This window comes from Cupriavidus necator (genome assembly GCF_013141915.1).
In the GTDB taxonomy this organism is placed as follows: domain Bacteria; phylum Pseudomonadota; class Gammaproteobacteria; order Burkholderiales; family Burkholderiaceae; genus Cupriavidus; species Cupriavidus necator_B.
Genome location: NZ_SROX01000011.1, coordinates 174,219 through 194,696 on the forward strand (window position 1 = coordinate 174,219; position 20,478 = coordinate 194,696).

The 20,478-nt window shown below is 62.7% G+C and carries 35 protein-coding genes and 1 pseudogene; 35 read left to right on the forward strand and 1 reads right to left on the reverse strand.

All coding sequences use genetic code 11. From position 1 onward, the window contains the following. Positions 1-66 precede the first annotated feature (66 nt). From E5S69_RS20475 to E5S69_RS20570, 20 genes are all read left to right on the forward strand, one after another. Positions 67-231: a hypothetical protein gene (locus tag E5S69_RS20475; RefSeq protein WP_171516300.1), complete on the forward strand. Its 165-nt coding sequence runs from the start codon at positions 67-69 to the stop codon at positions 229-231. Then, positions 231-1,025: a hypothetical protein gene (locus E5S69_RS32180; RefSeq protein WP_216621389.1), complete on the forward strand. Its 795-nt coding sequence runs from the start codon at positions 231-233 to the stop codon at positions 1,023-1,025. The genes E5S69_RS20475 and E5S69_RS32180 overlap by 1 nt, the downstream gene beginning before the upstream one ends. After that, complete coding sequence (locus tag E5S69_RS20485) at positions 1,022-2,389, forward strand: replicative DNA helicase (protein ID WP_171516450.1); 1,368 nt, start codon at positions 1,022-1,024, stop codon at positions 2,387-2,389. Before E5S69_RS32180 ends, E5S69_RS20485 begins: the two co-directional genes overlap by 4 nt. 85 nt (positions 2,390-2,474) lie before the next feature. After that, on the forward strand, positions 2,475-2,675 hold the full coding sequence (locus E5S69_RS20490) for a hypothetical protein (protein ID WP_171516451.1): 201 nt from the start codon (positions 2,475-2,477) through the stop codon (positions 2,673-2,675). A gap of 10 nt (positions 2,676-2,685) precedes the next feature. Beyond that, positions 2,686-3,162 (forward strand): hypothetical protein, encoded by a 477-nt coding sequence (locus tag E5S69_RS20495; RefSeq protein ID WP_171516452.1) that lies wholly within the window; start codon positions 2,686-2,688, stop codon positions 3,160-3,162. Then, positions 3,159-3,515 (forward strand): hypothetical protein, encoded by a 357-nt coding sequence (locus tag E5S69_RS20500; protein WP_171516453.1) that lies wholly within the window; start codon positions 3,159-3,161, stop codon positions 3,513-3,515. Before E5S69_RS20495 ends, E5S69_RS20500 begins: the two co-directional genes overlap by 4 nt. Continuing rightward, positions 3,512-3,829: a DUF4406 domain-containing protein gene (locus tag E5S69_RS20505; RefSeq protein ID WP_171516454.1), complete on the forward strand. Its 318-nt coding sequence runs from the start codon at positions 3,512-3,514 to the stop codon at positions 3,827-3,829. Before E5S69_RS20500 ends, E5S69_RS20505 begins: the two co-directional genes overlap by 4 nt. A gap of 123 nt (positions 3,830-3,952) precedes the next feature. Then, on the forward strand, positions 3,953-4,423 hold the full coding sequence (locus tag E5S69_RS20510) for a hypothetical protein (RefSeq protein WP_171516455.1): 471 nt from the start codon (positions 3,953-3,955) through the stop codon (positions 4,421-4,423). 30 nt (positions 4,424-4,453) lie between these two features. Next, positions 4,454-4,831: a hypothetical protein gene (locus tag E5S69_RS20515; RefSeq protein WP_171516456.1), complete on the forward strand. Its 378-nt coding sequence runs from the start codon at positions 4,454-4,456 to the stop codon at positions 4,829-4,831. A gap of 184 nt (positions 4,832-5,015) precedes the next feature. Continuing rightward, positions 5,016-5,498, forward strand: a complete 483-nt coding sequence (locus E5S69_RS20520) for a hypothetical protein (protein WP_171516457.1) — start codon at positions 5,016-5,018, stop codon at positions 5,496-5,498. After that, on the forward strand, positions 5,495-5,794 hold the full coding sequence (locus E5S69_RS20525; protein WP_171516458.1) for a Ref family recombination enhancement nuclease: 300 nt from the start codon (positions 5,495-5,497) through the stop codon (positions 5,792-5,794). The genes E5S69_RS20520 and E5S69_RS20525 overlap by 4 nt, the downstream gene beginning before the upstream one ends. Beyond that, positions 5,794-5,997, forward strand: coding sequence for a hypothetical protein (locus E5S69_RS20530; RefSeq protein WP_171516459.1), 204 nt, complete (start codon positions 5,794-5,796; stop codon positions 5,995-5,997). Before E5S69_RS20525 ends, E5S69_RS20530 begins: the two co-directional genes overlap by 1 nt. Beyond that, a complete protein-coding gene (locus E5S69_RS20535; protein WP_171516460.1) occupies positions 5,994-6,512 on the forward strand; it encodes a hypothetical protein in 519 nt (172 codons plus the stop codon). Before E5S69_RS20530 ends, E5S69_RS20535 begins: the two co-directional genes overlap by 4 nt. A 79-nt stretch (positions 6,513-6,591) precedes the next feature. Further along, on the forward strand, positions 6,592-6,903 hold the full coding sequence (locus E5S69_RS20540; RefSeq protein WP_171516461.1) for a hypothetical protein: 312 nt from the start codon (positions 6,592-6,594) through the stop codon (positions 6,901-6,903). Positions 6,904-6,910: 7 nt separating this feature from the next. Next, complete coding sequence (locus E5S69_RS20545; RefSeq protein WP_171516462.1) at positions 6,911-7,075, forward strand: hypothetical protein; 165 nt, start codon at positions 6,911-6,913, stop codon at positions 7,073-7,075. A gap of 1 nt (position 7,076) precedes the next feature. After that, entirely contained in the window at positions 7,077-7,394 is a 318-nt protein-coding gene (locus tag E5S69_RS20550) for a hypothetical protein (RefSeq protein ID WP_171516301.1), read from the forward strand. Between the two features lie 66 nt (positions 7,395-7,460). Next, entirely contained in the window at positions 7,461-8,093 is a 633-nt protein-coding gene (locus E5S69_RS20555) for a hypothetical protein (RefSeq protein ID WP_171516463.1), read from the forward strand. Next, the gene (locus tag E5S69_RS20560; RefSeq protein WP_171516464.1) at positions 8,090-8,386 is read left to right on the forward strand and encodes a hypothetical protein; all 297 of its coding nucleotides are present in this window, start codon (positions 8,090-8,092) and stop codon (positions 8,384-8,386) included. The genes E5S69_RS20555 and E5S69_RS20560 overlap by 4 nt, the downstream gene beginning before the upstream one ends. Continuing rightward, positions 8,383-8,745: a hypothetical protein gene (locus tag E5S69_RS20565; protein ID WP_171516465.1), complete on the forward strand. Its 363-nt coding sequence runs from the start codon at positions 8,383-8,385 to the stop codon at positions 8,743-8,745. Before E5S69_RS20560 ends, E5S69_RS20565 begins: the two co-directional genes overlap by 4 nt. Continuing rightward, on the forward strand, positions 8,742-9,533 hold the full coding sequence (locus E5S69_RS20570) for a hypothetical protein (RefSeq protein WP_171516466.1): 792 nt from the start codon (positions 8,742-8,744) through the stop codon (positions 9,531-9,533). The genes E5S69_RS20565 and E5S69_RS20570 overlap by 4 nt, the downstream gene beginning before the upstream one ends. Before the next feature lie 1,069 nt (positions 9,534-10,602). Here E5S69_RS20570 and E5S69_RS20575 read toward each other — a convergent pair. Continuing rightward, positions 10,603-11,334 carry a hypothetical protein gene (locus tag E5S69_RS20575; protein ID WP_171516467.1) on the reverse strand — a complete coding sequence of 244 codons (732 nt, stop codon included), beginning with the start codon at positions 11,332-11,334 and terminating at the stop codon, positions 10,603-10,605. A gap of 144 nt (positions 11,335-11,478) precedes the next feature. On the opposite strand from E5S69_RS20575, the gene E5S69_RS20580 reads away from it, so the two are divergent. From E5S69_RS20580 to E5S69_RS20645, 15 genes and pseudogenes are all read left to right on the forward strand, one after another. Continuing rightward, positions 11,479-11,754 (forward strand): KTSC domain-containing protein, encoded by a 276-nt coding sequence (locus tag E5S69_RS20580; RefSeq protein ID WP_171516468.1) that lies wholly within the window; start codon positions 11,479-11,481, stop codon positions 11,752-11,754. Positions 11,755-11,801: 47 nt separating this feature from the next. Next, on the forward strand, positions 11,802-12,842 hold the full coding sequence (locus E5S69_RS20585) for a hypothetical protein (RefSeq protein WP_336510607.1): 1,041 nt from the start codon (positions 11,802-11,804) through the stop codon (positions 12,840-12,842). After that, entirely contained in the window at positions 12,835-14,484 is a 1,650-nt protein-coding gene (locus E5S69_RS20590; RefSeq protein ID WP_171516470.1) for a YqaJ viral recombinase family protein, read from the forward strand. The genes E5S69_RS20585 and E5S69_RS20590 overlap by 8 nt, the downstream gene beginning before the upstream one ends. Continuing rightward, positions 14,453-15,106: a hypothetical protein gene (locus E5S69_RS20595; protein ID WP_171516471.1), complete on the forward strand. Its 654-nt coding sequence runs from the start codon at positions 14,453-14,455 to the stop codon at positions 15,104-15,106. The genes E5S69_RS20590 and E5S69_RS20595 overlap by 32 nt, the downstream gene beginning before the upstream one ends. Positions 15,107-15,116: 10 nt before the next feature. Then, positions 15,117-15,470, forward strand: a complete 354-nt coding sequence (locus E5S69_RS20600) for a hypothetical protein (RefSeq protein ID WP_171516472.1) — start codon at positions 15,117-15,119, stop codon at positions 15,468-15,470. Then, on the forward strand, positions 15,467-15,766 hold the full coding sequence (locus E5S69_RS20605) for a hypothetical protein (RefSeq protein ID WP_171516473.1): 300 nt from the start codon (positions 15,467-15,469) through the stop codon (positions 15,764-15,766). Before E5S69_RS20600 ends, E5S69_RS20605 begins: the two co-directional genes overlap by 4 nt. Before the next feature lie 130 nt (positions 15,767-15,896). Then, complete coding sequence (locus E5S69_RS20610; RefSeq protein WP_171516474.1) at positions 15,897-16,037, forward strand: hypothetical protein; 141 nt, start codon at positions 15,897-15,899, stop codon at positions 16,035-16,037. 3 nt (positions 16,038-16,040) lie between these two features. Further along, the gene (locus E5S69_RS20615; protein ID WP_171516475.1) at positions 16,041-16,565 is read left to right on the forward strand and encodes a hypothetical protein; all 525 of its coding nucleotides are present in this window, start codon (positions 16,041-16,043) and stop codon (positions 16,563-16,565) included. A gap of 36 nt (positions 16,566-16,601) precedes the next feature. Further along, positions 16,602-17,039 carry a hypothetical protein gene (locus tag E5S69_RS20620; protein WP_171516476.1) on the forward strand — a complete coding sequence of 146 codons (438 nt, stop codon included), beginning with the start codon at positions 16,602-16,604 and terminating at the stop codon, positions 17,037-17,039. A 151-nt stretch (positions 17,040-17,190) separates the two neighbouring features. Beyond that, positions 17,191-18,393: a site-specific integrase gene (locus tag E5S69_RS20625; protein WP_171516477.1), complete on the forward strand. Its 1,203-nt coding sequence runs from the start codon at positions 17,191-17,193 to the stop codon at positions 18,391-18,393. An 85-nt stretch (positions 18,394-18,478) separates the two neighbouring features. After that, on the forward strand, positions 18,479-18,661 hold the full coding sequence (locus E5S69_RS20630) for a hypothetical protein (RefSeq protein ID WP_171516478.1): 183 nt from the start codon (positions 18,479-18,481) through the stop codon (positions 18,659-18,661). Continuing rightward, positions 18,658-18,825, forward strand: coding sequence for a hypothetical protein (locus E5S69_RS20635; protein WP_171516479.1), 168 nt, complete (start codon positions 18,658-18,660; stop codon positions 18,823-18,825). The genes E5S69_RS20630 and E5S69_RS20635 overlap by 4 nt, the downstream gene beginning before the upstream one ends. Continuing rightward, complete coding sequence (locus tag E5S69_RS20640) at positions 18,822-19,097, forward strand: hypothetical protein (protein WP_171516480.1); 276 nt, start codon at positions 18,822-18,824, stop codon at positions 19,095-19,097. Before E5S69_RS20635 ends, E5S69_RS20640 begins: the two co-directional genes overlap by 4 nt. Beyond that, positions 19,094-19,222 carry a hypothetical protein gene (locus E5S69_RS32660; RefSeq protein WP_272871730.1) on the forward strand — a complete coding sequence of 43 codons (129 nt, stop codon included), beginning with the start codon at positions 19,094-19,096 and terminating at the stop codon, positions 19,220-19,222. Before E5S69_RS20640 ends, E5S69_RS32660 begins: the two co-directional genes overlap by 4 nt. Before the next feature lie 388 nt (positions 19,223-19,610). Beyond that, a pseudogene (locus tag E5S69_RS20645) lies at positions 19,611-20,478 on the forward strand (hypothetical protein); the annotation flags it as partial.

Sequence of the window (20,478 nt, forward strand, 5' to 3'; positions counted from 1 at the left end):
ACCGCCGCGCGGGCTCGCCCTGGCCCGCGCCGCCCGACCCTATTCCATGGGCCATTGGGGTAAGCAATGGACTGCAATCCCGAAAGACCGCTCTCCCCCGAGGAGATGCGTATCAACGAACTGCTGCATCGTATGACGGTTTGCGCCACGCAGGCCGTCCGTATGCATCTGTGCGTGGAACTGAAGCGCGAGATCTCCGCCTTCCTGCACTCGGCAGGAGGCCATCAGTAATGGCCGGCGATTGGATCAAGATGCGCAGCGACCTTTTCACGCATCCGAAAGTTGTCCGCATCACGTCCGCATTGAAAGCGGACAGACTGCGGACTGTTGGCGGACTAATGTCCGTTTGGTGTCTGTTCGATGTCCACTCTGTTGACGGGAAACTAGAGGGTTACAACTGCGCCACTGTCGACGAGATGATCGGCTGGCAGGGCTTTGCTGAGGCCATGACCGCAGTCGGCTGGTTGGAAGAAACGCCGGAAGGCCTTGTCCTGCCTGAGTTTGAGACCCATAACGGCCAATCCGCGAAGCGCCGCGCCCAGGACGCTGACCGCAAACGTTCCGGACGCGCGTCCGCTGCAGATGCGGACAAAAAGCGGACTAGAGAAGAGAAGAGTAGAGAAGATAGTAAGACCCCCCCTAACCCCCCAGCGCCTGTCGGCGCCGAGGGGGGAGAGTCAACCCGGAAGAAAGCCAGAGCAACGCGCTGCTCGCTGAAGACCTTCGTTGACCAGTGCCAGGTCGCAGACGAAAAGCCGATCAGCGAATACCGCCCGCTGCTCGATTACGTCGAGACGACCGGCCTGCCGATGGAGCACGTCCAGCTTTGCTGGCAAGTCTTCAAGGGCGACTTCCTGCCCGGCGGCGACAAATCATCCCGCCTGCAAGCGGATTGGCGTAAGCACTTCCTGAATTACGTGAAGAAGGGCTACTACCGGCTTTGGTACGCCAAGCCGGACGGCACCTTCGAACTTTCCACGGCCGGCATCCAGGCCAAGACCTACTACGCGAAGAAGGCAGCATGAGCAACGACGACATTCGGGGCGCGATCCCCCATTCCATCGAAGCCGAGCAATCCGTCCTTGGCGGCCTCCTGCTCGACAACGATGCGATCGACCGGTGCGGCGATCTGCGCGCCGAGCACTTCTACCGCGGGGACCACCGGGCAATCTACGGCGAGATCCAGGCCGCCATCATCGCCGGCTATGCCGCCGACGCTGTGACCATGTTCGAGCGGCTTCACGCCAAAGGCACCGACGTCGACATGGCTTACCTGACGAGCCTGTCACTCAACACCCCGAGCTCGGCGAACATCCGGCGCTATGCCGACATCATCCGCGACCGGGCCCAGAAGCGCGGCATGCTGGCGCTGTCTTCCGACCTGCAGGAAATGGCGCTCAACAGCGCCGAGGCTGCGGCAGTACTCATCGACCGCGCCCAAGGGCAGTTGGAGAGGCTTTCCGAGGCTGTCGTCAAGCGTGAGCCGCGCCTCGTGTCCGACCTCATGGCGGAGCACATGGACGTCATCGAGCAGCGCAGCGACGGCAAGGTCCGCGTTATCCCGACCGGAATCGATGATCTGGACCGGGTACTGTCCGGGGGCATCCGCCCAGGCAACGTGGTCGTGCTCGGTGCCCGCCCTTCCGTTGGCAAGACCGCCCTGGCCATGTCGATCGCCGCCAATGTGGCGGAGCGCTACAGCGTGCTTGTGCTGTCCATGGAAATGTCGGCGCAGGAGGTGAATGACCGCCTGATTGCAATGCTGGGCCAAATCCCGCTGGACGAAGTGCTCAAGGCCAACCCCGATAACAACGAGATGTGGCAGGGGGTGACGCGCGCTGTGACCCGGGTTTCAAACGAGCTATCCATCGCGCTGGATGATCAGCCGGCCCTGACCATGCTCGAGGTCCGCAACAAGGCCAGAACGGCCAAACGCAAGTTCGGGCTGGACCTGCTGGTGCTGGATTACCTGCAACTCATGCAAGGCCGGGACGAGAACGAGAAGCGGAACTACCAGCTTGAGGAAATCTCCCGCGGCGTCAAGGCGCTTGCCAAGGATCTTGGCATCGGCGTCATTGAGTTGGTCCAGCTCAACCGCGGCGCCGAGCAACGCGGCGGCCGGTACCGCATGTCAGACATCCGGGACTGCGGCGGCATCGAGCAAGACGCGGACGTTATCGGGTTCCTGCATCGCCCCATCAAGGACGACCCCACCCTCGGTGATCAGTGGCAACGCTTTGCCTGGCTGCAGATGGAAAAAAACCGGCAAGGCGCTTTGGCAGACGTCCCTCTCTCCTACATCGGCGAACAGACGCGCTTCGCCGGATGGCACGGGGCATGGCCAGCCCAACCGGGAACGGCCCGCCGCGGCAAAGGGCTGGTGGACTGATGAAGGGAAGCGCTCAAAAAACTCCACAGCCGTCTTCATTTTGACTATCATGCACACATGTTAGCGTTTTGAACACTCGTTATCTATGCCGAACTGCCTCATCTGCCAGCACTGCGACCTGAAAGCCGATACCGCGATGGCTCGCCTTGGCTATGGCCGGTGCGAACTGGACGACCAGGCAGGCAAGTTCCGGCCGTTCGACCGCGAGATCGAGTGCAAGCCGTTCGAGCGCCTTCCGGCTGACCGCGAGCAAGCGCGCCGCGCGTGGGCCGACGGCCGCCGCTGAGGAGAGAGCTATGGCAGGCAACAAGAAGCGCACCAAGGCCTACCGCCCGATGAGATCGGCCGGCGACGTGAAGCTGTCCACCCAGCCTTGGCGCGTCGCCGCAGTCTTCGGACCGCTGGAGGCGATTCTCCGCCAGATCGAGCAAGACGGCACGGTCACCACCGACAAGCAGGGCATGCCGATCTTCAAGGACTCCAGCGACGGTCACTGGTACGCGACTGTGCCCGCTGTCGAGGGGATCGTCGACGCCTACGCCACGCACGCCACCCGCTGCGGCCGTGCGATGCCGCTGGATAGCCTGCGCCGGCTCACCAACAAGCTGGAGTACTCCAGCCCCCTCACCCTCGACGACTGTGCCGCAGTGAAGCGCGATCTCGCCGTCCTGCGCCGCGAAACGATGTCCATGACGCTCGCCTACGCGTCGAGCCTCGTCACCACCACCCAACTAAAGATCGAACTCGAGCAACAAGAGAGGAGTGCTGCATGACAGCCGCCGTACTGAAAGACGTGTCCGCGAACAAGGCGAGACCGGTGAAGATGCTTGAAGTCGTCGACGCGCTGATGGCGCGCGCCGGCGAGCAGTTCACCGTCGACGACCTGCTTCATCGCTTCGGCTCAACCGAAAAGAAGATGGGCAATCTCGCCGACAGGGCAGCCAACAGCGCCCTCCTCCGCAAGGGGCGCAATGTCGCGGGCCACGTCGTGTACTGGGCGCCGACGACCTCAGAGCAAGAACTAGTCCGCCACCAAATCGCCGGCTCAGGCCACATCAAGGGCTACGAGGCCTACCTCCATTCGCACTGGCGCCTGGCTGAGTCGGTTCAGTGGGAGCGGCGATGATGCGGACCTACATCGCGGGGCCTATGTCCGGGATTCCCCTTCTCAATTTCCCCGCTTTTCACGAGGCCGCTCGCGCCTTGCGCGCCGAAGGCCATGACGTCGTGAACCCGGCTGAGATCAACGCCGACCCTTCCGCCGGCTGGCTGGAATGCATGCGCGCCGACATCCGCGAGCTGGTGACGTGCGATGCGATCTACCTGCTTCCGGGCTGGGAGAAATCGCGCGGCGCTCGGCTTGAGGCAAAGATCGCCGAGGGCCTTGGCTTCCGGATGATTTTCGCTCCTGAAGAGGAGGTAGCACATGTACCCGCTTAACGCATTCATCGCCGGCTGGCTGTCGCTTCTGATGTGGCATCACCCGCACCCGATTACTGGCAGCTTTGGTGTGAAAACACTATGCGTAGCGACGTGCTGCCCAACATCGCCGGGATCTGACGCATGACCACGATTCTGAGCATAGACCCCGGCACCGAGGAATCCGGCTGGTGCCTCTACCACCCCGAGCGGGGCGTTGTGATGGGATCCGGCGTGAAGCCGAACGACATCATGCTCGAAGAGATTCGGTTCATGCCGGCTTCTGAGTTGGCGATTGAGATGGTCGCCTCATACGGTATGCCAGTCGGGCGCGAAGTGTTCGAGACGGTACGTTGGATCGGACGCTTTCAGCAGATATGGCGCAGGCCGGATGAGGTGCGCCTCGTCTACCGCAAGGACGTGAAGCTGCACCTCTGCAGCTCACCGCGCGCCAAGGACGCAAACATTCGCGTCGCGCTGCTCGACATGTTCGGCGGCAAAGAGGCGGCAGTAGGCAAGAAGGCATCGCCGGGGCCGCTGTATGGCGTCAAGTCGCATGCATGGGCGGCCTTGGCGGTGGCCGTGACGGCAGCCCATCAAATGACCGTCAAATGACCGGCAAATGACCGGCAAATAGGAGAGAGTATGAAACCCATCGCATTGCTTGTCGCCCTTGCAACTACTGCGGCCTTGTCCGCTTGCAACGATGCACAGGTCGCTTCCCGCAATCTCTCGCAAGCCGCCGACAACTTCGAGATCAACCGCCGTGTCGTCTTTTACAACGGCATCACCGGCGACTACATGCTCAGCATCGAAGGACTCTGCTCGTTGGACGCTGATTCATCGCGCAAGGTATCCATCACCTGCAAGACTGGCCCCTCGACGTTCAAGAAGCACTACCTCGGCCTGTCCGACAACGTGACCTACTTCATCGAGCAACTGGAACCGGCCGGCGTCAGCACCTTCCACTACAAGGTGGTATTCAAGCCGTCCGTGATTCTGCCGGACATCGTCGTCAAGTAATGATCCGCCCGCCCATCCCCTTCCCAAGCGTAGAAGACGACGGCGTCATGGCCTTCCGCATCGGCCGTCGCGCGAAGGTCTACCGACCCTATGGCTTCGCCTTCTGTCCCCATGACCGCGGCACGACTCTGCATGCCAACTGGGTGCAGGGCTATGCAAAAGCTTTCAATGCACTGACGAGATCATGAGCGAGATCAGACCGACGTTCGCCGGCGAGATGCAGTTGGCCGGCTGGAGCGAGACGCACAACGGCGGCTGCAAGGTGACCTTCTGGCTGCCGGATGCTACGGACCTAGACGCGTTCCGAGCGCTGACCGTGCGCAAGGGCAATACCGCCGGCCATCGCTTCATGGCCGCGCTGGTCGAAGTGGGCGACGACGAGCAGCCAGTCCAGCAGCCGGCCGCAAAGGAGCACGCACCTGTCGGCGGCGCGCTGGCAAAGCTGGCGGGCATGTGGTGCAGCGATCCTGACTTCTGGGCCTTCCTGAGTGCCAGAACGCCGAGCACAGCGCCTGTCGCGGATGCCGAGGCCGCGGCGCAGGTCATCCGCGACGTCTGCCAGATCGAAAGCCGCGCGGAGCTCGACCACATCCCGGAATCAGCCGAAATGTTTCACGCGGAGATCCGCCTTCCATTCATGCGCTGGAAGCAGGGGGTGCGGGGATGAGCAAGACCGCCACCAAGGCCGAGCGCGAGCACATGGGCCGGGTCAAGGCCATGAACTGCATCTGCTGCACGCTCCTTGACCGCCGGCAAGAGTCGCCAACGGATGTGCACCACATCCGCGAGGGGCAAGGCGGAGCGCAGCGGGCCGGCAACTTCCTCGTGCTGCCGCTCTGCCACGACGATTGCCACCAGGGAAAGAACGGCATCCATGGGGACCGGACATACCTGCGCATCCTCAAGATGACAGAACTGGACCTGCTGAACGCCACGCTGGACGCGCTGCACCGAGGGCGCTGATGGCCTTTCCCCAGCATCAATATCGCGACCCGCTCGAGCAACTGCTCAAGGCCGAATCCTTCACCTGCCGTGGGTGTGTCCTAGAGGTCCGCAACGAGCTATTCGGCACGGTCCTGATGACCTGCGGCCTGAAGAACGCCGACGGCACGCCAAAGAAGCACGGCCGGCGGTGCAACCAATATAACGACGGGAGCGATCAATGAAGGTATTCCGCGACACCGACGCAGTTCTCCGCTGGGCCTATGCCATCGCCCAGCAGCCTATCTGCAAGGTCTCCGATGCCCAGCGGGCCATGGCCGGCGCCAGCGGCACGAACAAGTCTGCGGACGGCGACCTGAGCATTCAGGACCAGCACGGCCAGGCGGCCATGATCCGGGGCCACGTGGAGAGCCTGCCCGAGCTGCTGAGCGCCTATGGCTGGGCGGCCTACTCGTGGGAAGACAGCGAGCGCAAGACCGGCAACCAAGTGCTGAGCGCCCACCTGGCCGAGGCCTCCGGCGTCGTCAACGGGCAAATGCGCTTCCTTCTGATGCGCCGGCACATCGAATTCGGCCAAGTCCGCTGCTTGTCGTGCGAACGCATCGCGGAGAAGGTCGGCGTGCACAAGCGGACGATCCAGCGGTACGAGCCGAAGATCAAGACAGCCATGGAGGCTGTCACGGCCCAGTTTTTCGCCGCGCTCGATCCCTATTTCCAACGCTCCGGGCTCATCCGCTAAAAATTCTTTGCTAACGTTATTGCACACACGTTATCGTGTTGCTATAGTTTGCACATACGTTAGCAAACCGGAGCGGGAAATGATCAAGAAGGCCAAGCAAGCATGGGAAGTCGGCCAACAAGTGAAGGTTGGCTTTCTGTCGGGCCTGACCGTGATCGCCGCTGTCGCCACCCCCGGCGACTATGCCCCGGATGCGTACGTTCTCCTGCGCGGCGAGCAGTTTTATGCGTTTGTGCCCCATCAGGGCATTTCAAAGATCAGCACCGACGAAGCGCGCGAGATGGTTGCCGAAGGCAAGCGCCAGGATGCCGCCGCCGAAGCCCGCGCCGCTGAGCAAGCCGCCGGCGCGATCGCTGCCGCGAAGCTGGCCGCCGAACTGATGGCCGCCTGACTCCGCCATGGCCACCCTGAGAGACGAAGGCTTCCGCTTCTGCGCAAGCCCTGACCGCACGGTATTCCGCTGGATCTTTCCGGCAGAGAAGACCGCCATCTATCCCGACTGGACCGACTGCACGGACATGGATGACGCGCAGTTCGAAGCCTTCGTTACCGCTGGAGACTGACATGGGACGCAACTTCACCGACGCAGAAAGGCTTGTGGCCATGGCCATCGTGGCCAAGCCCACCGACACCGCCAACGATAACGACATCGAGGCCGGCGGCTACATGCGCCCGATTGCAGACGCGATCCTCCGCGACGACCTGAGCGACGCCGCAATGGCTTCTCTAGGCCGCGAGTTGCTGCAGGTCTACCTGCGCGACGTGATCGGCCTGGTGCTGAGCACTGAGCGCGAAATCGACGAAGAGGAAGCCGAGCGCGCGACCCGGACAAAGCGCGCGCTGGCCGAACTGCCGGCGGCCGTCACCTTCCGCGTCCACTGACAAGTTTCAGCGGCGCCCAATTTCCCCCTAAATCGTCGGGCGCTGCCTTTTTATTCCGAGGAGCATATGAGAGCGATCGATCTATTCGCCGGCGGCACCTATATCCACGGCCTGTCTTACACACCGGAATACCGCGCTTGGCAAACAATGCGGCTTCGTTGCTGCAATCCTGACAACGCTGCATACGCCGACTACGGCGGCCGAGGCATCACTGTTTGCGACAGATGGCTTGATTCGCCCGAGAACTTCCTCGCAGACATGGGCCAAAAGCCGTCACCAAAGCACGAACTGGACCGGATCGATAACGACAAGGGGTATTCGCCGGGCAACTGCCGCTGGGCCACTCGAAAGGTCAACGACCGGAACCGTCGAAACAATAGGCACTTGGAGCACGACGGAGTAACGCGCACGCTGGCTGAATGGTCGGAGATCACCGGTATCAATCGCGACACGCTCCAAAAGCGGCTTGCGTCCGGCTGGAGCGTTGATCGCGCCATCACAACGCCGACGCGGGGCAAGGCAAAGAACGGGCATGCGAAACACCTACAACGCCATCCTTGCGTGGATTGCGGCAAGCCAGTATCGAGAACTCGATGCAAGTCCTGCGAAAACGTTCGTCGAGGAAAGCAGCGGCGCATTGATGCCGTCTGCCCGCCGGTGGCGCGCGACATCATCACCGCGATCAAGGAGGCAGCATGACCATCGAAACGCGCCACAAGCGGTTCAGCCTCTGCATGGACATCGATGGCTTCGTGCGGAACAACCGGTTTCCGCGCGACTACCGAAACCTGTTCCGGGATGACAGCGGCCGGACGCTGTCACCTGCTGAGGCGCGCGCCGAACTCTCCATTGAGAAGGCAAGGGGCCGGAAGGTTATCCCGATGAGCGCCGAATGCGGCAATCCGTGCCAGCACGCCGGCAATGGGTGCACAGGCTTTGACTACGCCGGAAAGGGTTGCCCGGGCCGGTATATCGACGAGGAGGCAGCATGAACACACAAGCCATCTACCCCGACTCCTTCGCCAAGATGCTCCTCGAGCGCGTCGGCCAAAAGTACCAGCCCAGCAATGGCACCGAGGGCGAATGCTTCTTCGACAACTGGTGCCGGCAATGCGCGCGAGACCGGTCCATGCGCGAGGGCGACAACGTGGACGATTGCGACGACAACGAGGTGTGCAAGATCATCGCCGACACCATGGCCTACAGCCCGGAAGACCCCGAGTATCCGCCGCAATGGCAATACGGCAAGGACGGGCAGCCATGCTGTACGGCATTCGTGCCGGCGGCCCAAGAGATCCCCGCCGAACGCGACACCCGCACCATCGACATGTTCGCAAGAGACCTGGCATGACCGAAGCCACAAGATCCGAGGTCAAGTACACCTCACAACTCGCCCGACAATTGCTCGCCACGAAGTTCGCGGCGCCCGAGTGGGCGACCATGTTTGAGGTCGCGCCGCGCACCGGCGGCGGCACCCGGTATGCCGATGCCGTGGCGGTGAACCTATGGCAATCGCGTGGCCATGCCGTCCACGGCTTCGAGATCAAGGTCTCGCGCGGCGATTGGCTGCGCGAGCTTAAAGATCCCGCCAAGGCCGAAGAGATCCAGCGATTCTGCGATTACTGGACAATCGTAGCGCCGAAAGGCGTCGTGGCCGACGGCGAGCTTCCGCCAACGTGGGGCCTTCTTGAAATGCGTCCTGATCGCCTGATGCAGATCAAGGCTGGCCCGAAGCTGGAGGCGCAGCCGATCACCAGGGCATTTTTCGCCTCGCTGATGCGGCGCGGGCACGAAGGCCTGGACCAGGTCTCAGCGGAGAAGCTTGAGGCCGAGCGGGCCGAAATGCAGAAGGCGATCGCCGAAAAGGTGGAGCGCGAAGTAGCGATGCGCACGCGTGACCATCAGCGCCTCAGGGATCTTATCGTCCAATTCGAGAAGGAGACCGGTCTTTCGTTCCACGAGTACGCGGGCCCGGACATCCGCACTATCAAGGTTGCTCAGGCCCTGGAGGATCTCTCGGGCTGGCGCGATCAAAGTGCGCTCAGCCGGCTCATGGATCTTGCGGGAGAACTGGAACGCGCCGCTTCGACCGTACGGCAGGCGGTTGGGCATACAGGTCTCAAGGAGGCGGCATGCTGACCATGGCGACAGACTGCCTGATGGCATGACCCGCGCGGTAATCCCCTGCGCCAGATGCGGCCGCCAGCCGCGGCTAGAGATCAAGCAGGATCAGCCCTGCTCGATCTCGAAGGATGGGCGGTGGTTTCGGCTGGTGTGTTGCGGAACTGGCCGGCACTTCGCCACGCCTGGCCGGGCGCTGCGGGCTTGGAATGGGGCGCAGATTGGGAGGGAATTGCGCACGAAAGCCCTTGCGCACACGACGCTAACGCATTAGCATTATCGTATGCACCCGAGAGGGCCGCGCCGCAGAGTACCGCGGCAATCCGAATGACTGTCGTTGCGGATGGTCGCTAGGTAGGCCCGCCACGAGACCCAGCGAGAGCGCATCCTCGGACTGGCGCAGTCGATAGCGAAAGATCGGCCACCCGGCTCAAGATTGCCCCGCCGCAGGGGTCTGACGAGTCGCCAGACGCGGGTAACTGGCACCCTGACGCATGGCAATTGGACTGTCGATTGTGGCTAGAGGTAGCAGTCGGCGTCTGCGGTTCTATGTCCGCGCAGTTGCCATGACGTGAGGGTGAAGCCGAAAGGCTGACGGAGTTTGCAGCCGTGCATTGCGCAAGCGACACGACCGACGCGCCGAAAGGCTGGCAGAGCGCTGCACATCCTCAACAAACACGAGCCCAGTGCTACGTGACTGCCCAGCGGAAGGTGGCAAATAACATCCGCAGATCGGCCCTACTTTCACGGCAGATTCAAACTGCCTTCCTGGGGCGCCAGATAGAGCGGTTACTGTGGTCTCCCTGATGTCAGGGAAAGGCTGTAGTTTCTCGAATAATGGCGTGGGTGACGATTTGACGGCCGGGAAAGACCGGCGCCCTGACGCATGGCGGTTTGCCGCACGAGGCCCTAACAGGGCAGTCCACGTGCGCAACCGAGAGTCGGCGGGTCAAGCCGCCATGATGTGAGGGTGAGCGCAGGGTATCGCGCCGGAAAGCGATGAACCGCTCTATAAGGTTCGCCCTTCGGCAAAGGCCACGCCGATCAGGACTGGTAGAGCGAGCCAGGTAGCGCCTGGCCATCCTCTCTATTGAGCCAGCCCCTGCGGAATCGCCGGATCAATTTTCCGCACCGCCGCCAGATCCGCCGCATCCTCCGCCCCGATAGGCGTCTTCAGTTCGGCGTACTTGCGCTGCAGCTCGGCGTAGTGCGCCTGACTGAGGGATTCGACCTGCCACAGGCCCGGCGCCTTGCCCTTCTCGGTGAAGATGACTTCCGCTGGCTGCGGAATCAGAGCGTGCGAGACGGTGAACTCGCAACTGTAGAAGCCCATGTCAGAGCGGCAGACGTTCGGCTTAATGGCTTTCCCGTCGACCGACAGGCTGGCCGTGATCTTACCCGGCCCTTGCTGCAGCCAGACGATTTGGACGTACTCGGCATCCTTTGGCTTCGCCGGCCGCCCGAGCCTCTTGTCAGCCGGCACGCCGACGACGATTGACGCGGACACTTGGCGCAGCTTCGTCCCGCCGACCTGGACCTGCACATCGTTCTTGCTTATGTAGGTCTTCCCGATCCCGGCCAGCGTCACCTGTTCCTGTCCTGCGCTGGCGGCGTAGTCCTTGATCAGACCCTTGGTGTACTGCTCCTCAGGCACGACGAACAGCGTCCCCGCCTGCTTGATCGCCAGATAGTCGCCCCATGGCGTGGTGATCCGAATGTTGCCGCCCGGCCCCGGCCCGGTCTGGATGACCGGCTGCGCGGCAGCCGCCGCCGGCACGAGCGCAGCCGCGGCAATGACCCAACCCGTTATCGATCGCATGATCGCCCTCCTTCTTCTTGTGCGGCCATTCTACGAAGGGGTCGGAAATTTCTAAACTCACGATCTTGCACATGCGTTATCTGTCTGCTAATCTTCGTGCATACGATTTAGCAACAGCATCGACATGTACCCAGTGAGGAGAAGATGAACACTACCGCCACCACCCCTTCGATCGCCATGCAACCCGTGGATTCGTCGCAGATCCACAGCATTGGCCACGACGCAGAGACCGGCAGGCTCGCCATCCGCTTCAAGAACAAGGCAGGCGAAGCGACGTCGCTCTATCACTACAGCAACGTAACCGCCGAAGAGTTCGCGGCGTTCAGTGGCGCGGAATCCATCGGCTCGCATTTCTACAAGCACATCAAGCCGTTCTCCGAGAAGTACCCGTACGCGAAGGTTGAGGCGCCGGCCGTCTGAAACCACGCCAATACAAGGAGATCGCAATGTCATCCAATGCCCTTGCCGTGCGCAATGAGTTCGGCGCCCAGCACACTACCCACGCCCTGGTTGAAACGGCGTCCACTGCCGTCGCGGCGCAAGCGAAGGCCATGGTCGAGGCCCGCTACATCATGGCTATGCAGCGGCCGCGTGACTGGGATCAGGTCCGCCAGACCTTGCTGCGCGAGTGCCGCCGCCCGTCGTTCGCCCACAACAAGAGCGCCTACTACCGCAAGCCGATCGGCCAGGGCGTGGAAGGCCTCGGCATCCGCTTCGTGGAAGTCGCGCTGCGATGCATGACCAACGTGCTGGTCGAGACGACGATGATCTTCGAGGACGAGACCAAGGAAGTGCACCGCGTCTCCGTCACGGATCTGGAATCCAACCTCACCTACCCGCTGGACGTGCGCGTCTCCAAGACGGTCGAGCGCTCCAAGCCGATGGACGATGGCTCGTTCATTTCAGTTCGCAAGAACAGCTACGGCAAGAACGTCTACACCGTGCCGGCGAACGATGACGACCTGCTCAACAAGCGCGCGGCGCTGATCTCCAAGGCCATCCGGACGTTGGGCCTGCGCATCATCCCCGGCGACATGCAGGACGAAGCCGAAGACATCATCAAGTCGGTCCGCATGGACGAAGCAGCCCGCGACCCGGACGCCGAGCGCAAGAAGATCGCGGACGCCTTCGCCGGCATCGGCGTCAAGGCCGCCGACCTGGTTGCGTACCTCGGCCACCAGCTGGATTCGTGCTCGCCGCACGAGCTCGTCGACCTGCGCGGCATCTACGGCGCCATCAAGGATGGTGAGGCCACCTGGAAGACCGTCATGGAGAACAAGGCGGAACAGGCTGGCGGTGGCGCTGGCGATGGTCAGAAGCCGGAAGGCGCCAAGCCGATGCCGGTTTGCTCCGACGAGGAATTCCAGAAGAAGTCGCCCGAATGGCGAAAGCTGATTCTCGATAAGAAAAAGACCCCTTCCGAACTGATCACCATGATCGAGACGAAGACGAAGCTTTCGGAAGACCAGAAGACCGCCATCGATAGCTGGAGCCACGAAAATGACTGAACGCATCACCCACAACCTGGTGCAGGGAACTGACGAATGGGCTCAGTTCCGCCTGACGAAATTCGGCGCCAGCGAAGCCGCTGCGATGCTCGGCATTTCGACCAAGGTCAAGCGCACGGAACTGCTTCACATGAAGCACACGGGCACTCCCAAGGAATTCAGCGACTGGGTTCAGAAGAACATCCTGGACTACGGCCATGAGGTCGAGGCACTGGCCCGGCCGATCGTCGAGGAAATCATCGGGCAGGACTTGTACCCGGTGACGCGGTCCCTCGGGATGATGTCCGCGTCGTGCGATGGCCTGACGCTCGACGACGAGACCGCGTTCGAGCACAAGCAATGGAATGAAGCGCTGGCGGCATCGGTGCGCGCCAAGATCCTGCCGGACGAGCATCAGCCTCAGTGCCAGCAGATCATTATGGTTCATGGTTCCAAGCGGGTGATCTTCACCGTATCTGACGGCACCCGCGAGAACATGGAATACATGGAGGTCTTGCCGGACCCGGCATGGCAAGAGCGCATCGTCGCCGGCTGGGCCCAGTTCGAGAAGGATCTCGCCGAGTACGTGCCCGTCGAGATCCCCGAGAAGCCCAAGGCGGAGGCAATCATGGCTCTGCCCGCGCTTGCCGTCCAGATCCGCGGCGAGGTCATCACCAGCAACCTGCCGGCCTTCCGGTCTGCCGCTGAGACGTTCATCGCGAACATCAAGACGGACCTGAAGACCGACGAGGACTTCGTGCAGGCCGATGCGACGGTCAAGTTCTGCAAGGAAGCTGAGGAAAATCTCGAAGTCGCGAAGAACGCAGCCATCGCACAGACGGCCAGCATCGACGAATTGATGCGGACGGTCGACCACATCAAGGCGCAATTGCGCGATAAGCGGCTCGCGCTCGACAAGCTGGTCGAGAGCCGGAAGAAGCAGATTAAGGAAAACGCTGTCGCCGAGCGCCGCCAGAAGTATGCGGAGCACGTCGCCGCGCTGAACGCCGAACTGAATGACGTGAGCATCGTTGTACAGGCTCCCGATTTCGTCGGCGCTATCAAGGGGCTGAAGACCATTGCTAGCCTTTACGACAAGCTCGATACAGCGCTGGCTAACGGCAAGATCGCCGCCGATGCAGCCGCTAAGGATTTGCGCGCCAAGCTGGATTGGTACAAGCCGCACGCCGAACATGCTTTCCTGTTCCGCGACCTGCAGACGTTGATCCAGAAGCCGGCCGAGGATTTCGAGCTCGCCGTGACGACGCGGATTGCTGAGCACAAGCGGCAGGAAGACGAGAAGGAAGCAAAGCGCAAGGCAGATGAGGCGACGCGGGCGGCAATGGGAAACGTTGGTGGGGCGGCTACTCCTATCTCGACGTCTGTCGCCCCGGCTGTCGCTGCCGTCGACACTGGTAAGCCGTCAGCGCCGTGGATCGCGTCCGCTCGGGCCACTCCGACCAGCGCGCCCACACTTCGCCTCGGCCAGATCAATGAGCGCCTGGCGCCGATCGCGCTTACCGCAGAGGGGCTGGCGACGCTCGGCTTTAAGCACGCCGCCACCGACAAGGCCGCGAAGCTCTACCACGAAAGCGATTTCGAGCTGATCTGCGCCGCACTGACGCGCCACATTGAGGCAGCTCTTCACAAGCAAGCCGCCTAACCCGGAGCCGCCACCCATGGAAAGAAGACAGCCTGAGTACATCGAATGCGCGCGCGCCCTGATGCTGTATCACTTCGAAGCGATGCCGGACAGCTTCAACGTGCGCATGCTTGCCAACCGGATGCCGGAGCATAAGCCAGCCATGATCACAAACGCCCTGCGCCACCTGGAGGAATCGGGCATTTGCCACGCCCCGGGCGAGAAGACCTACGACGGAGCGACCGGCCAGCGCCGAGTGGCGGTCATGGTCTGGCGCAAAGGCCCGGCCAGCGGCCCGCGCGTCGTGGCGCGCAAGGGCGGCGATAGCCACGTACCGCCGAGCGAAGCGCTCCGCCGCCTGAACCTGCGCTCGCCGCACGACAAGGCCGCCGAGATCCAGCTTTGCATGGCAAACGGCGTGCCGCTGGAGAACATCGCGGGCGACGGAGAGCAGCCGGTGTACTACGTGCCGCGCGCCTGGCTGGATGAGCGCGCGCCGGCCGCCGCAGAGCAGGCCCAGCCGATCGCCGCCGCCGAGTCTGAGCAACCCGAATCGCTGGCAGCACTTATCGCGGAAGGCGTTGCCCTGCTCCGAACGCTGGTATCCATGGCGCAGCGCGGGCAGACGCGGCTGCCGTTCTAGGGAGCGAGAGATGGATTGCTTCTGCGACTACGACGCGCCCGAGTTCTATGTGCAAGCGACGCACAAGGCTCGCAAGGCCCATAGGTGCAACGAGTGCCGCCGCCAGATCAAGGCTGGCGAGAACTACGAGCGCGCCTCCGGGAAATGGGACGGCCAGGTCGATTTCTTCAAGACCTGCGAGCACTGCGTGTCGATACGGCAATGGGTGAAAGCCCACGTCCCGTGCGCGTGCCTGTCGCACGGCAACCTGATCGAGGACGCGATCGAGTACGGCCGCGCCTACGCCCACGAAGCCCCCGGCTTCCTGTTCGGTATCCATCGGCGCCGAGCTCAAGCTCGCCGCGCTGGCAAGGAGCCATCGTGAACCTCACCCACCTGACCTTCGACTTCGACGGGCATACCGTCTACGTCCTTGGCTACCACTATGCAGGCTATTCCGGCAATGCCTCGCCGCCGGAGCCCGAATCGTTCACGGTAACCAAAATCGAGATCGTCAAGCAGGCCTACCCTGACGAGCCGGTTGCCGCCGATGAATTGGACGAGGACGCGCTGGCTGATGCCGCCTTGCGCGCGTGGCGCGACCGCGAGGAGTACTACAAGTGCGAGCACGCGGACGCCGTTCGTGAAGATCGCTGGATGGAGTCGAGGGGTTACCTGTGAGCGACGACGCCAGAGCGTTCCTCGCCGGCGGCGCGTACGGTCTGGTGCTGGCCTGCATGACTGCCGCCTTCATTTTTCGCCATATCGGCTAACACATGTGCATATAGCGCATGCATTACGGAGAGATTCGATGGAACACAAACCTGACCTGAGCGGCTGGACGAACCCGGACCTGTCGCTCCCCGATGAGCCGGCAGCCGAGCCGGAGAGGACTTGCATCGGCTGCGGCGCGCCGGTTACCGCCGGCGAAGCGCCGCCCTGTGGCCACTGAGCCATGGAAAGCCTGGCGACCGGCCACTGGCTACCGGACGAGCACGGCAATGTCGTGCACGCCCGCCTGTTGCCGGACGTCAAGCTGACCGTGCAGGGCGAGTTCGAGACGCTGGAACGGAAGGTAGAAGCGGCACGGTGGATAGCACATTGCCTGAATCAGGCGATTGAGGCGACGCCGCCGGATGAGAACGCGCCGGCAGAGCGAGTCTATTTGACCGCGGACGGCGTCCGTCTCAGCCCTGCGCCGGGGGCGGTCGAGTATGTGCGCGCCGACGTGGCTGCGGCGCTCTCTGCTGCGACCGGCCAACTGGCGGAGGTCATCACAAAGCTGGTGGCCGACCGCCAGGCGGAGCGGGACCGCATCCTCGCCGCCCTTTCCGAGCCGGCCCACATCGCGCTGATGCCGGACGAGTGCCGCGGGCTTGCCGACGACCGCTGCTACGAGATGGGCGCCAAGAACGGCGGCCAAGCAGTCCGTCTGGCGATCCGCAGCGCTGTGGAAGAAGCAATGAAATCCGAGGAGTGACCATGCACCCCAGGAGAAGACAAAGCAGGAGATACCATGGCTAAAGAATCGACCACGACCAGAAAGCGCGCCGTTGGGGCTGAGGCGGCTCGGATTGAGCGACGCATCCTTCGCGCCATCACGGCGGCCCGCGATGACGGGATGACGCAGATGGAATTGATCAAGAAGTTAGACCTGACGGAAAAGGTAGCAAGGCGCCTGCTCGGTCATCTGCGCGTGGAGGGGCGCAAGCGAATCTACATCGCTCGCTGGAAGCCAAACAACACGCACCTGTGCCCGGTCTTCGTGATCGGCTCCCTGCCAGACGCCCCAAAGCCAGCGCAGAAGATGCTGCGATCAAATCCGGAGCCGCGCGGCGCGAGCGTCGAGGCGCTCGCCAAGCAAGAAATTGCCGCCGAGCACGCCAGATGGGCCGCAACTTGGGTGCCGCACTGCGATCCAGCCGCCGCCTGGATCGGGAGGGCCGCCGCATGATCTGGGTCCGGCTCGAGAAGTACCTCGAAATGTCCGGCGAGACCCGCGACACCGTCATGCACAAGCGCCGCAACGGCATCTGGGCGGAAGGACGGGAATGGAAGACGGCCGGCGACGGCCGCATTTGGATCAACACTGAGGCAGTAGATCAATGGGTGCAGACAAGCTCACCAAGCGAGAAGGCATCGAAGTCCGGGACGGCGCGCGCGGTGCGACCATCCGCATCCGCTTCCAATACCAGGGCCGTGAGTGCCGTGAGACCCTGAAGCTTGACGCTACCCCGGCCAACATTCGGTACGCCGAACGCCTGCGCGGAGAGATCCTGAACGCCATTGGCCGGGGCACCTTCATCTATGCCGACTACTTCCCGGAGAGTAAGCGGGCCAAGCTCGAGACCGCGCCAGCCAAGAAGGCGACCATCGGCGAACGCCTGGACGACTTCATGAAAGACGCGACCCTATCCGTTCAGCGCGGCGCCATGTCGCCCAGCACGCTGAACGGGTACCGGAAGATCGTCGACAACATCCTCAAGCCGAAATGGGGTAACACGCTCCTGACCGAGGCGAAGCCAGCAGCGCTGCGTTCGTGGATCGCCTCCATGGACGTGACCGCCAAGACCGCGCGCAACAATATCTCGCCGCTGCGCAGCATCTTTCAGGACGCGCTCAACGAAGACCTGATCGAGCAGAACCCGCTCGACAGGATCGCTCTGGACAAGATCCTGACGAAGACGAAGCGGAAATCAACCTACGAGGTCGATCCGTTCAGCCTGGACGAGATCACGGCCATCCTCGCCGCCTGCGACGGCCCGGCGCGCAACCTTTTCCAGTTCGCATTCTGGAGCGGCCTGCGCACATCCGAGCTGATCGGCCTGCGCTGGAAGGACGTCGACTTCGACGCCGGGCTGATCCACGTGCGCCAGGCTGTGGTGGTCAAGACAGAGAAGACGACCAAGACCGACGCCGGAACGCGGGACGTGCTCATGCTTCCCAGCGCGCGCGCCGCGCTTGAAGCGCAGAAACAGTGGTCCGCACTGATGCGCCACGGCCGCGTCTTTACCTGCCCGTGGAATGGCAAGCCGTGGTCCGGCGACAAGCAAATCCGCGTCAACTGCTGGACGCACATCCTGAAGCGAGCCGAGGTCCGCTACCGGAACCCGTACCAGACTCGCCACACTTACGCCTCCACCCTTCTGTCGAGGGGGGAGAACCCGCTATGGGTCGCCCAGCAAATGGGCCACGTCGACACGGAAATGATCGTCAAGCATTACGGGCGGTGGATTCCGGAGCACGACGCCAAGGCCGGTTACACGCCAAAGAACGCTTGGGACGAGTTCGCCGCCTCTTCTAAGTAAGCGCCGAGCGCAAGAAACCTCTTGCGCCTGCTAACCCGTGTGCTAACATGTGTGCATCTTGATAACGCACGCGCAGGAGACGGCAATGACCTCAGATCAGGCGGTAGAGAGACAGGCTTCGCACGAATGCCTACAGCAGGAGCTTATCCAGGCTCTCGAAAGTCTTGTCGCGGTCGCGACTGACAGTCTGGACTACCGCCCCGAGTTCCGGTTCGCTATCTCGCGCGCACATTCAACCATCGTCCGCGCCAAGGAGCAGCAATCGTGACCTTCGCCAAGGTGACCGACGACTTCGGCTTCAGCCACGACCTGCTGATGCCTGTCGGCGAATACAACGACTTCCCGCGCGAGACGTACGAGCGGCACTGCCAGCAGCGCTACAGCTGGCACCAAGACCCCGACTACAGCGAGTTCTATTGGAGGCAGGCATGAGCGACCAGATCAAGGACGGTGGGCCGGCGTTTCCGTGCGAAGAACTACATGACCAGACGCCGCCGTATCGGCATCTGTTGGCCCATCAAGGCATGACCCTGCGCGACTACTTCGCGGCGAAGGCGCTGGTTGGTCTTTTCTCGATGGAAGCAAATCCGCGCGTCGGGGAAACCTGCGAACCGTTCCACATCGACAAGCACTGCGATGCCATGGCACAGCACGCGTACAAGCTGGCCGACGCGATGATCGCCGCCCGGGAGCAGCAATCGTGATCCACCCCGACGACCCGACCTACATCCGCCTGCGCCAATCCCGCGCATGCCGCCGCCTCCGCGACTTCGCCCTGTTCGTCAGCGTGTGCGTCGCGGTGATTGAGCTTTACCGAGTCTGGAGCTAAGCATGGCCAGAAGATGCGAAACCTGCGCCCACTTGAGGGCGGAGTCCTATCCCATGTGCAGCGCCCCGCAGCGCGACGGGCAGCGCATTGTCATCGCCTACTTGGCGCGGTCTGCGGCCGTTGACTGCGGGCTCGAAGGAACCTGGCACACGCCGGCGCGCCCCTCCCTCCTCCGCCGGATCATCAAACGACTGCGAGGCACCTGATGGACGACCTGATCCTCATCTGGGCCGGCGTCGTCATGCTGGCCATCGTTGGAATCCCCCTCTGGAGCATTCGATGAACACGATCTGCTGCTACTGCTCTGCCCGCGATCACACCGTGGCCGGTTGCCCGTGGACACATTACGCGCGGATCGCGCGCCCTCCTATCACCCCTGGAAACTGACATGAAGAGCGACATCGACAAACTGCGCCACGTAGCGCGCGCCGCCGTGGACGTGCATGACAAGCTGGAGCGAAGCGGCCATTTCCCGTATGGCAGCCCGGAGCGAAAATTCCTGATGGATGCTCGCGGGCTGCTGTTCGATCTGGCGGACAAGTTCGACGGCGCACTCGCACAAGCTGGCGAGCAGACGCCGGTGGCGGACCTGCATTCCGCCATCATGAACATCCGCTGCGTTGAACCTGCTGAGTATCAGGACGCAGCCGTGCGTATGGCTTACCGCATCGGCCACCGCGACGCTCGCCACGCTGCGGCGGAACTCGCATCCAGCACCCCTCCCGCAGACCATCGTGAGCATGCGCGCCATATGGTGGCGGGCGCAGCGGATGGGGCGCTGACGGAGCACGACGCGGAAAGCCTGCGAATGATCGCTGGCTGGATGGATCGGGACGGAATCCCGGATGCCGCAAAGCTGCTGCGTCGCCTCGCCGCCCAGCCCGCAGCGGATGCGCCGAAGCTGACGGCGCGTGAAATGGCGACATTGAAAGACCTGCGCTCGCTAGGGGAGCATCGACACTTTGGTGTGCGCGTCATCGTGGCCGAAGCCATGCCGATTATTGACCGCCTGATAAGCGGAACCCATCCCGCAGAGCCTGCGCGCGCTGACCGGCAGGAATGGATGGGGCCGGTTGTCATAGACCGAAGCCACCCGAATCAAGCCTATGTGACGTATGGCTTCGATGATGAGGCGCAATGCACGCAGTTCATCAAAGCGACGCGCTACGGCTCGCCCGTTGACCGGCAGGGTGTGGCGCTGTCGGATGAGGAAATCGAGCGCACCTTCTATCCGAGCGGCAGTGCAACGCCGAATC

Coding starts and splice junctions, on each gene's coding strand:
- E5S69_RS20615 (WP_171516475.1), top strand. CDS start 16,041: ATGGAAAGCCTGGCGACCGGCCACTGGCTACCGGACGAGCACGGCAAT.
- E5S69_RS20535 (WP_171516460.1), top strand. CDS start 5,994: ATGAAGGTATTCCGCGACACCGACGCAGTTCTCCGCTGGGCCTATGCC.
- E5S69_RS20545 (WP_171516462.1), top strand. CDS start 6,911: ATGGCCACCCTGAGAGACGAAGGCTTCCGCTTCTGCGCAAGCCCTGAC.
- E5S69_RS20575 (WP_171516467.1), bottom strand. CDS start 11,334: ATGCGATCGATAACGGGTTGGGTCATTGCCGCGGCTGCGCTCGTGCCG.
- E5S69_RS20555 (WP_171516463.1), top strand. CDS start 7,461: ATGAGAGCGATCGATCTATTCGCCGGCGGCACCTATATCCACGGCCTG.
- E5S69_RS20630 (WP_171516478.1), top strand. CDS start 18,479: ATGACCTCAGATCAGGCGGTAGAGAGACAGGCTTCGCACGAATGCCTA.
- E5S69_RS20520 (WP_171516457.1), top strand. CDS start 5,016: ATGAGCGAGATCAGACCGACGTTCGCCGGCGAGATGCAGTTGGCCGGC.
- E5S69_RS20485 (WP_171516450.1), top strand. CDS start 1,022: ATGAGCAACGACGACATTCGGGGCGCGATCCCCCATTCCATCGAAGCC.
- E5S69_RS20510 (WP_171516455.1), top strand. CDS start 3,953: ATGACCACGATTCTGAGCATAGACCCCGGCACCGAGGAATCCGGCTGG.
- E5S69_RS20475 (WP_171516300.1), top strand. CDS start 67: ATGGACTGCAATCCCGAAAGACCGCTCTCCCCCGAGGAGATGCGTATC.
- E5S69_RS20500 (WP_171516453.1), top strand. CDS start 3,159: ATGACAGCCGCCGTACTGAAAGACGTGTCCGCGAACAAGGCGAGACCG.
- E5S69_RS20495 (WP_171516452.1), top strand. CDS start 2,686: ATGGCAGGCAACAAGAAGCGCACCAAGGCCTACCGCCCGATGAGATCG.
- E5S69_RS20525 (WP_171516458.1), top strand. CDS start 5,495: ATGAGCAAGACCGCCACCAAGGCCGAGCGCGAGCACATGGGCCGGGTC.
- E5S69_RS20580 (WP_171516468.1), top strand. CDS start 11,479: ATGAACACTACCGCCACCACCCCTTCGATCGCCATGCAACCCGTGGAT.
- E5S69_RS20490 (WP_171516451.1), top strand. CDS start 2,475: ATGCCGAACTGCCTCATCTGCCAGCACTGCGACCTGAAAGCCGATACC.
- E5S69_RS20640 (WP_171516480.1), top strand. CDS start 18,822: ATGAGCGACCAGATCAAGGACGGTGGGCCGGCGTTTCCGTGCGAAGAA.
- E5S69_RS20590 (WP_171516470.1), top strand. CDS start 12,835: ATGACTGAACGCATCACCCACAACCTGGTGCAGGGAACTGACGAATGG.
- E5S69_RS20570 (WP_171516466.1), top strand. CDS start 8,742: ATGACCGAAGCCACAAGATCCGAGGTCAAGTACACCTCACAACTCGCC.
- E5S69_RS20515 (WP_171516456.1), top strand. CDS start 4,454: ATGAAACCCATCGCATTGCTTGTCGCCCTTGCAACTACTGCGGCCTTG.
- E5S69_RS32180 (WP_216621389.1), top strand. CDS start 231: ATGGCCGGCGATTGGATCAAGATGCGCAGCGACCTTTTCACGCATCCG.
- E5S69_RS20565 (WP_171516465.1), top strand. CDS start 8,383: ATGAACACACAAGCCATCTACCCCGACTCCTTCGCCAAGATGCTCCTC.
- E5S69_RS20540 (WP_171516461.1), top strand. CDS start 6,592: ATGATCAAGAAGGCCAAGCAAGCATGGGAAGTCGGCCAACAAGTGAAG.
- E5S69_RS20550 (WP_171516301.1), top strand. CDS start 7,077: ATGGGACGCAACTTCACCGACGCAGAAAGGCTTGTGGCCATGGCCATC.
- E5S69_RS20625 (WP_171516477.1), top strand. CDS start 17,191: ATGGGTGCAGACAAGCTCACCAAGCGAGAAGGCATCGAAGTCCGGGAC.
- E5S69_RS20505 (WP_171516454.1), top strand. CDS start 3,512: ATGATGCGGACCTACATCGCGGGGCCTATGTCCGGGATTCCCCTTCTC.
- E5S69_RS20560 (WP_171516464.1), top strand. CDS start 8,090: ATGACCATCGAAACGCGCCACAAGCGGTTCAGCCTCTGCATGGACATC.
- E5S69_RS20530 (WP_171516459.1), top strand. CDS start 5,794: ATGGCCTTTCCCCAGCATCAATATCGCGACCCGCTCGAGCAACTGCTC.
- E5S69_RS20600 (WP_171516472.1), top strand. CDS start 15,117: ATGGATTGCTTCTGCGACTACGACGCGCCCGAGTTCTATGTGCAAGCG.
- E5S69_RS20610 (WP_171516474.1), top strand. CDS start 15,897: ATGGAACACAAACCTGACCTGAGCGGCTGGACGAACCCGGACCTGTCG.
- E5S69_RS20620 (WP_171516476.1), top strand. CDS start 16,602: ATGGCTAAAGAATCGACCACGACCAGAAAGCGCGCCGTTGGGGCTGAG.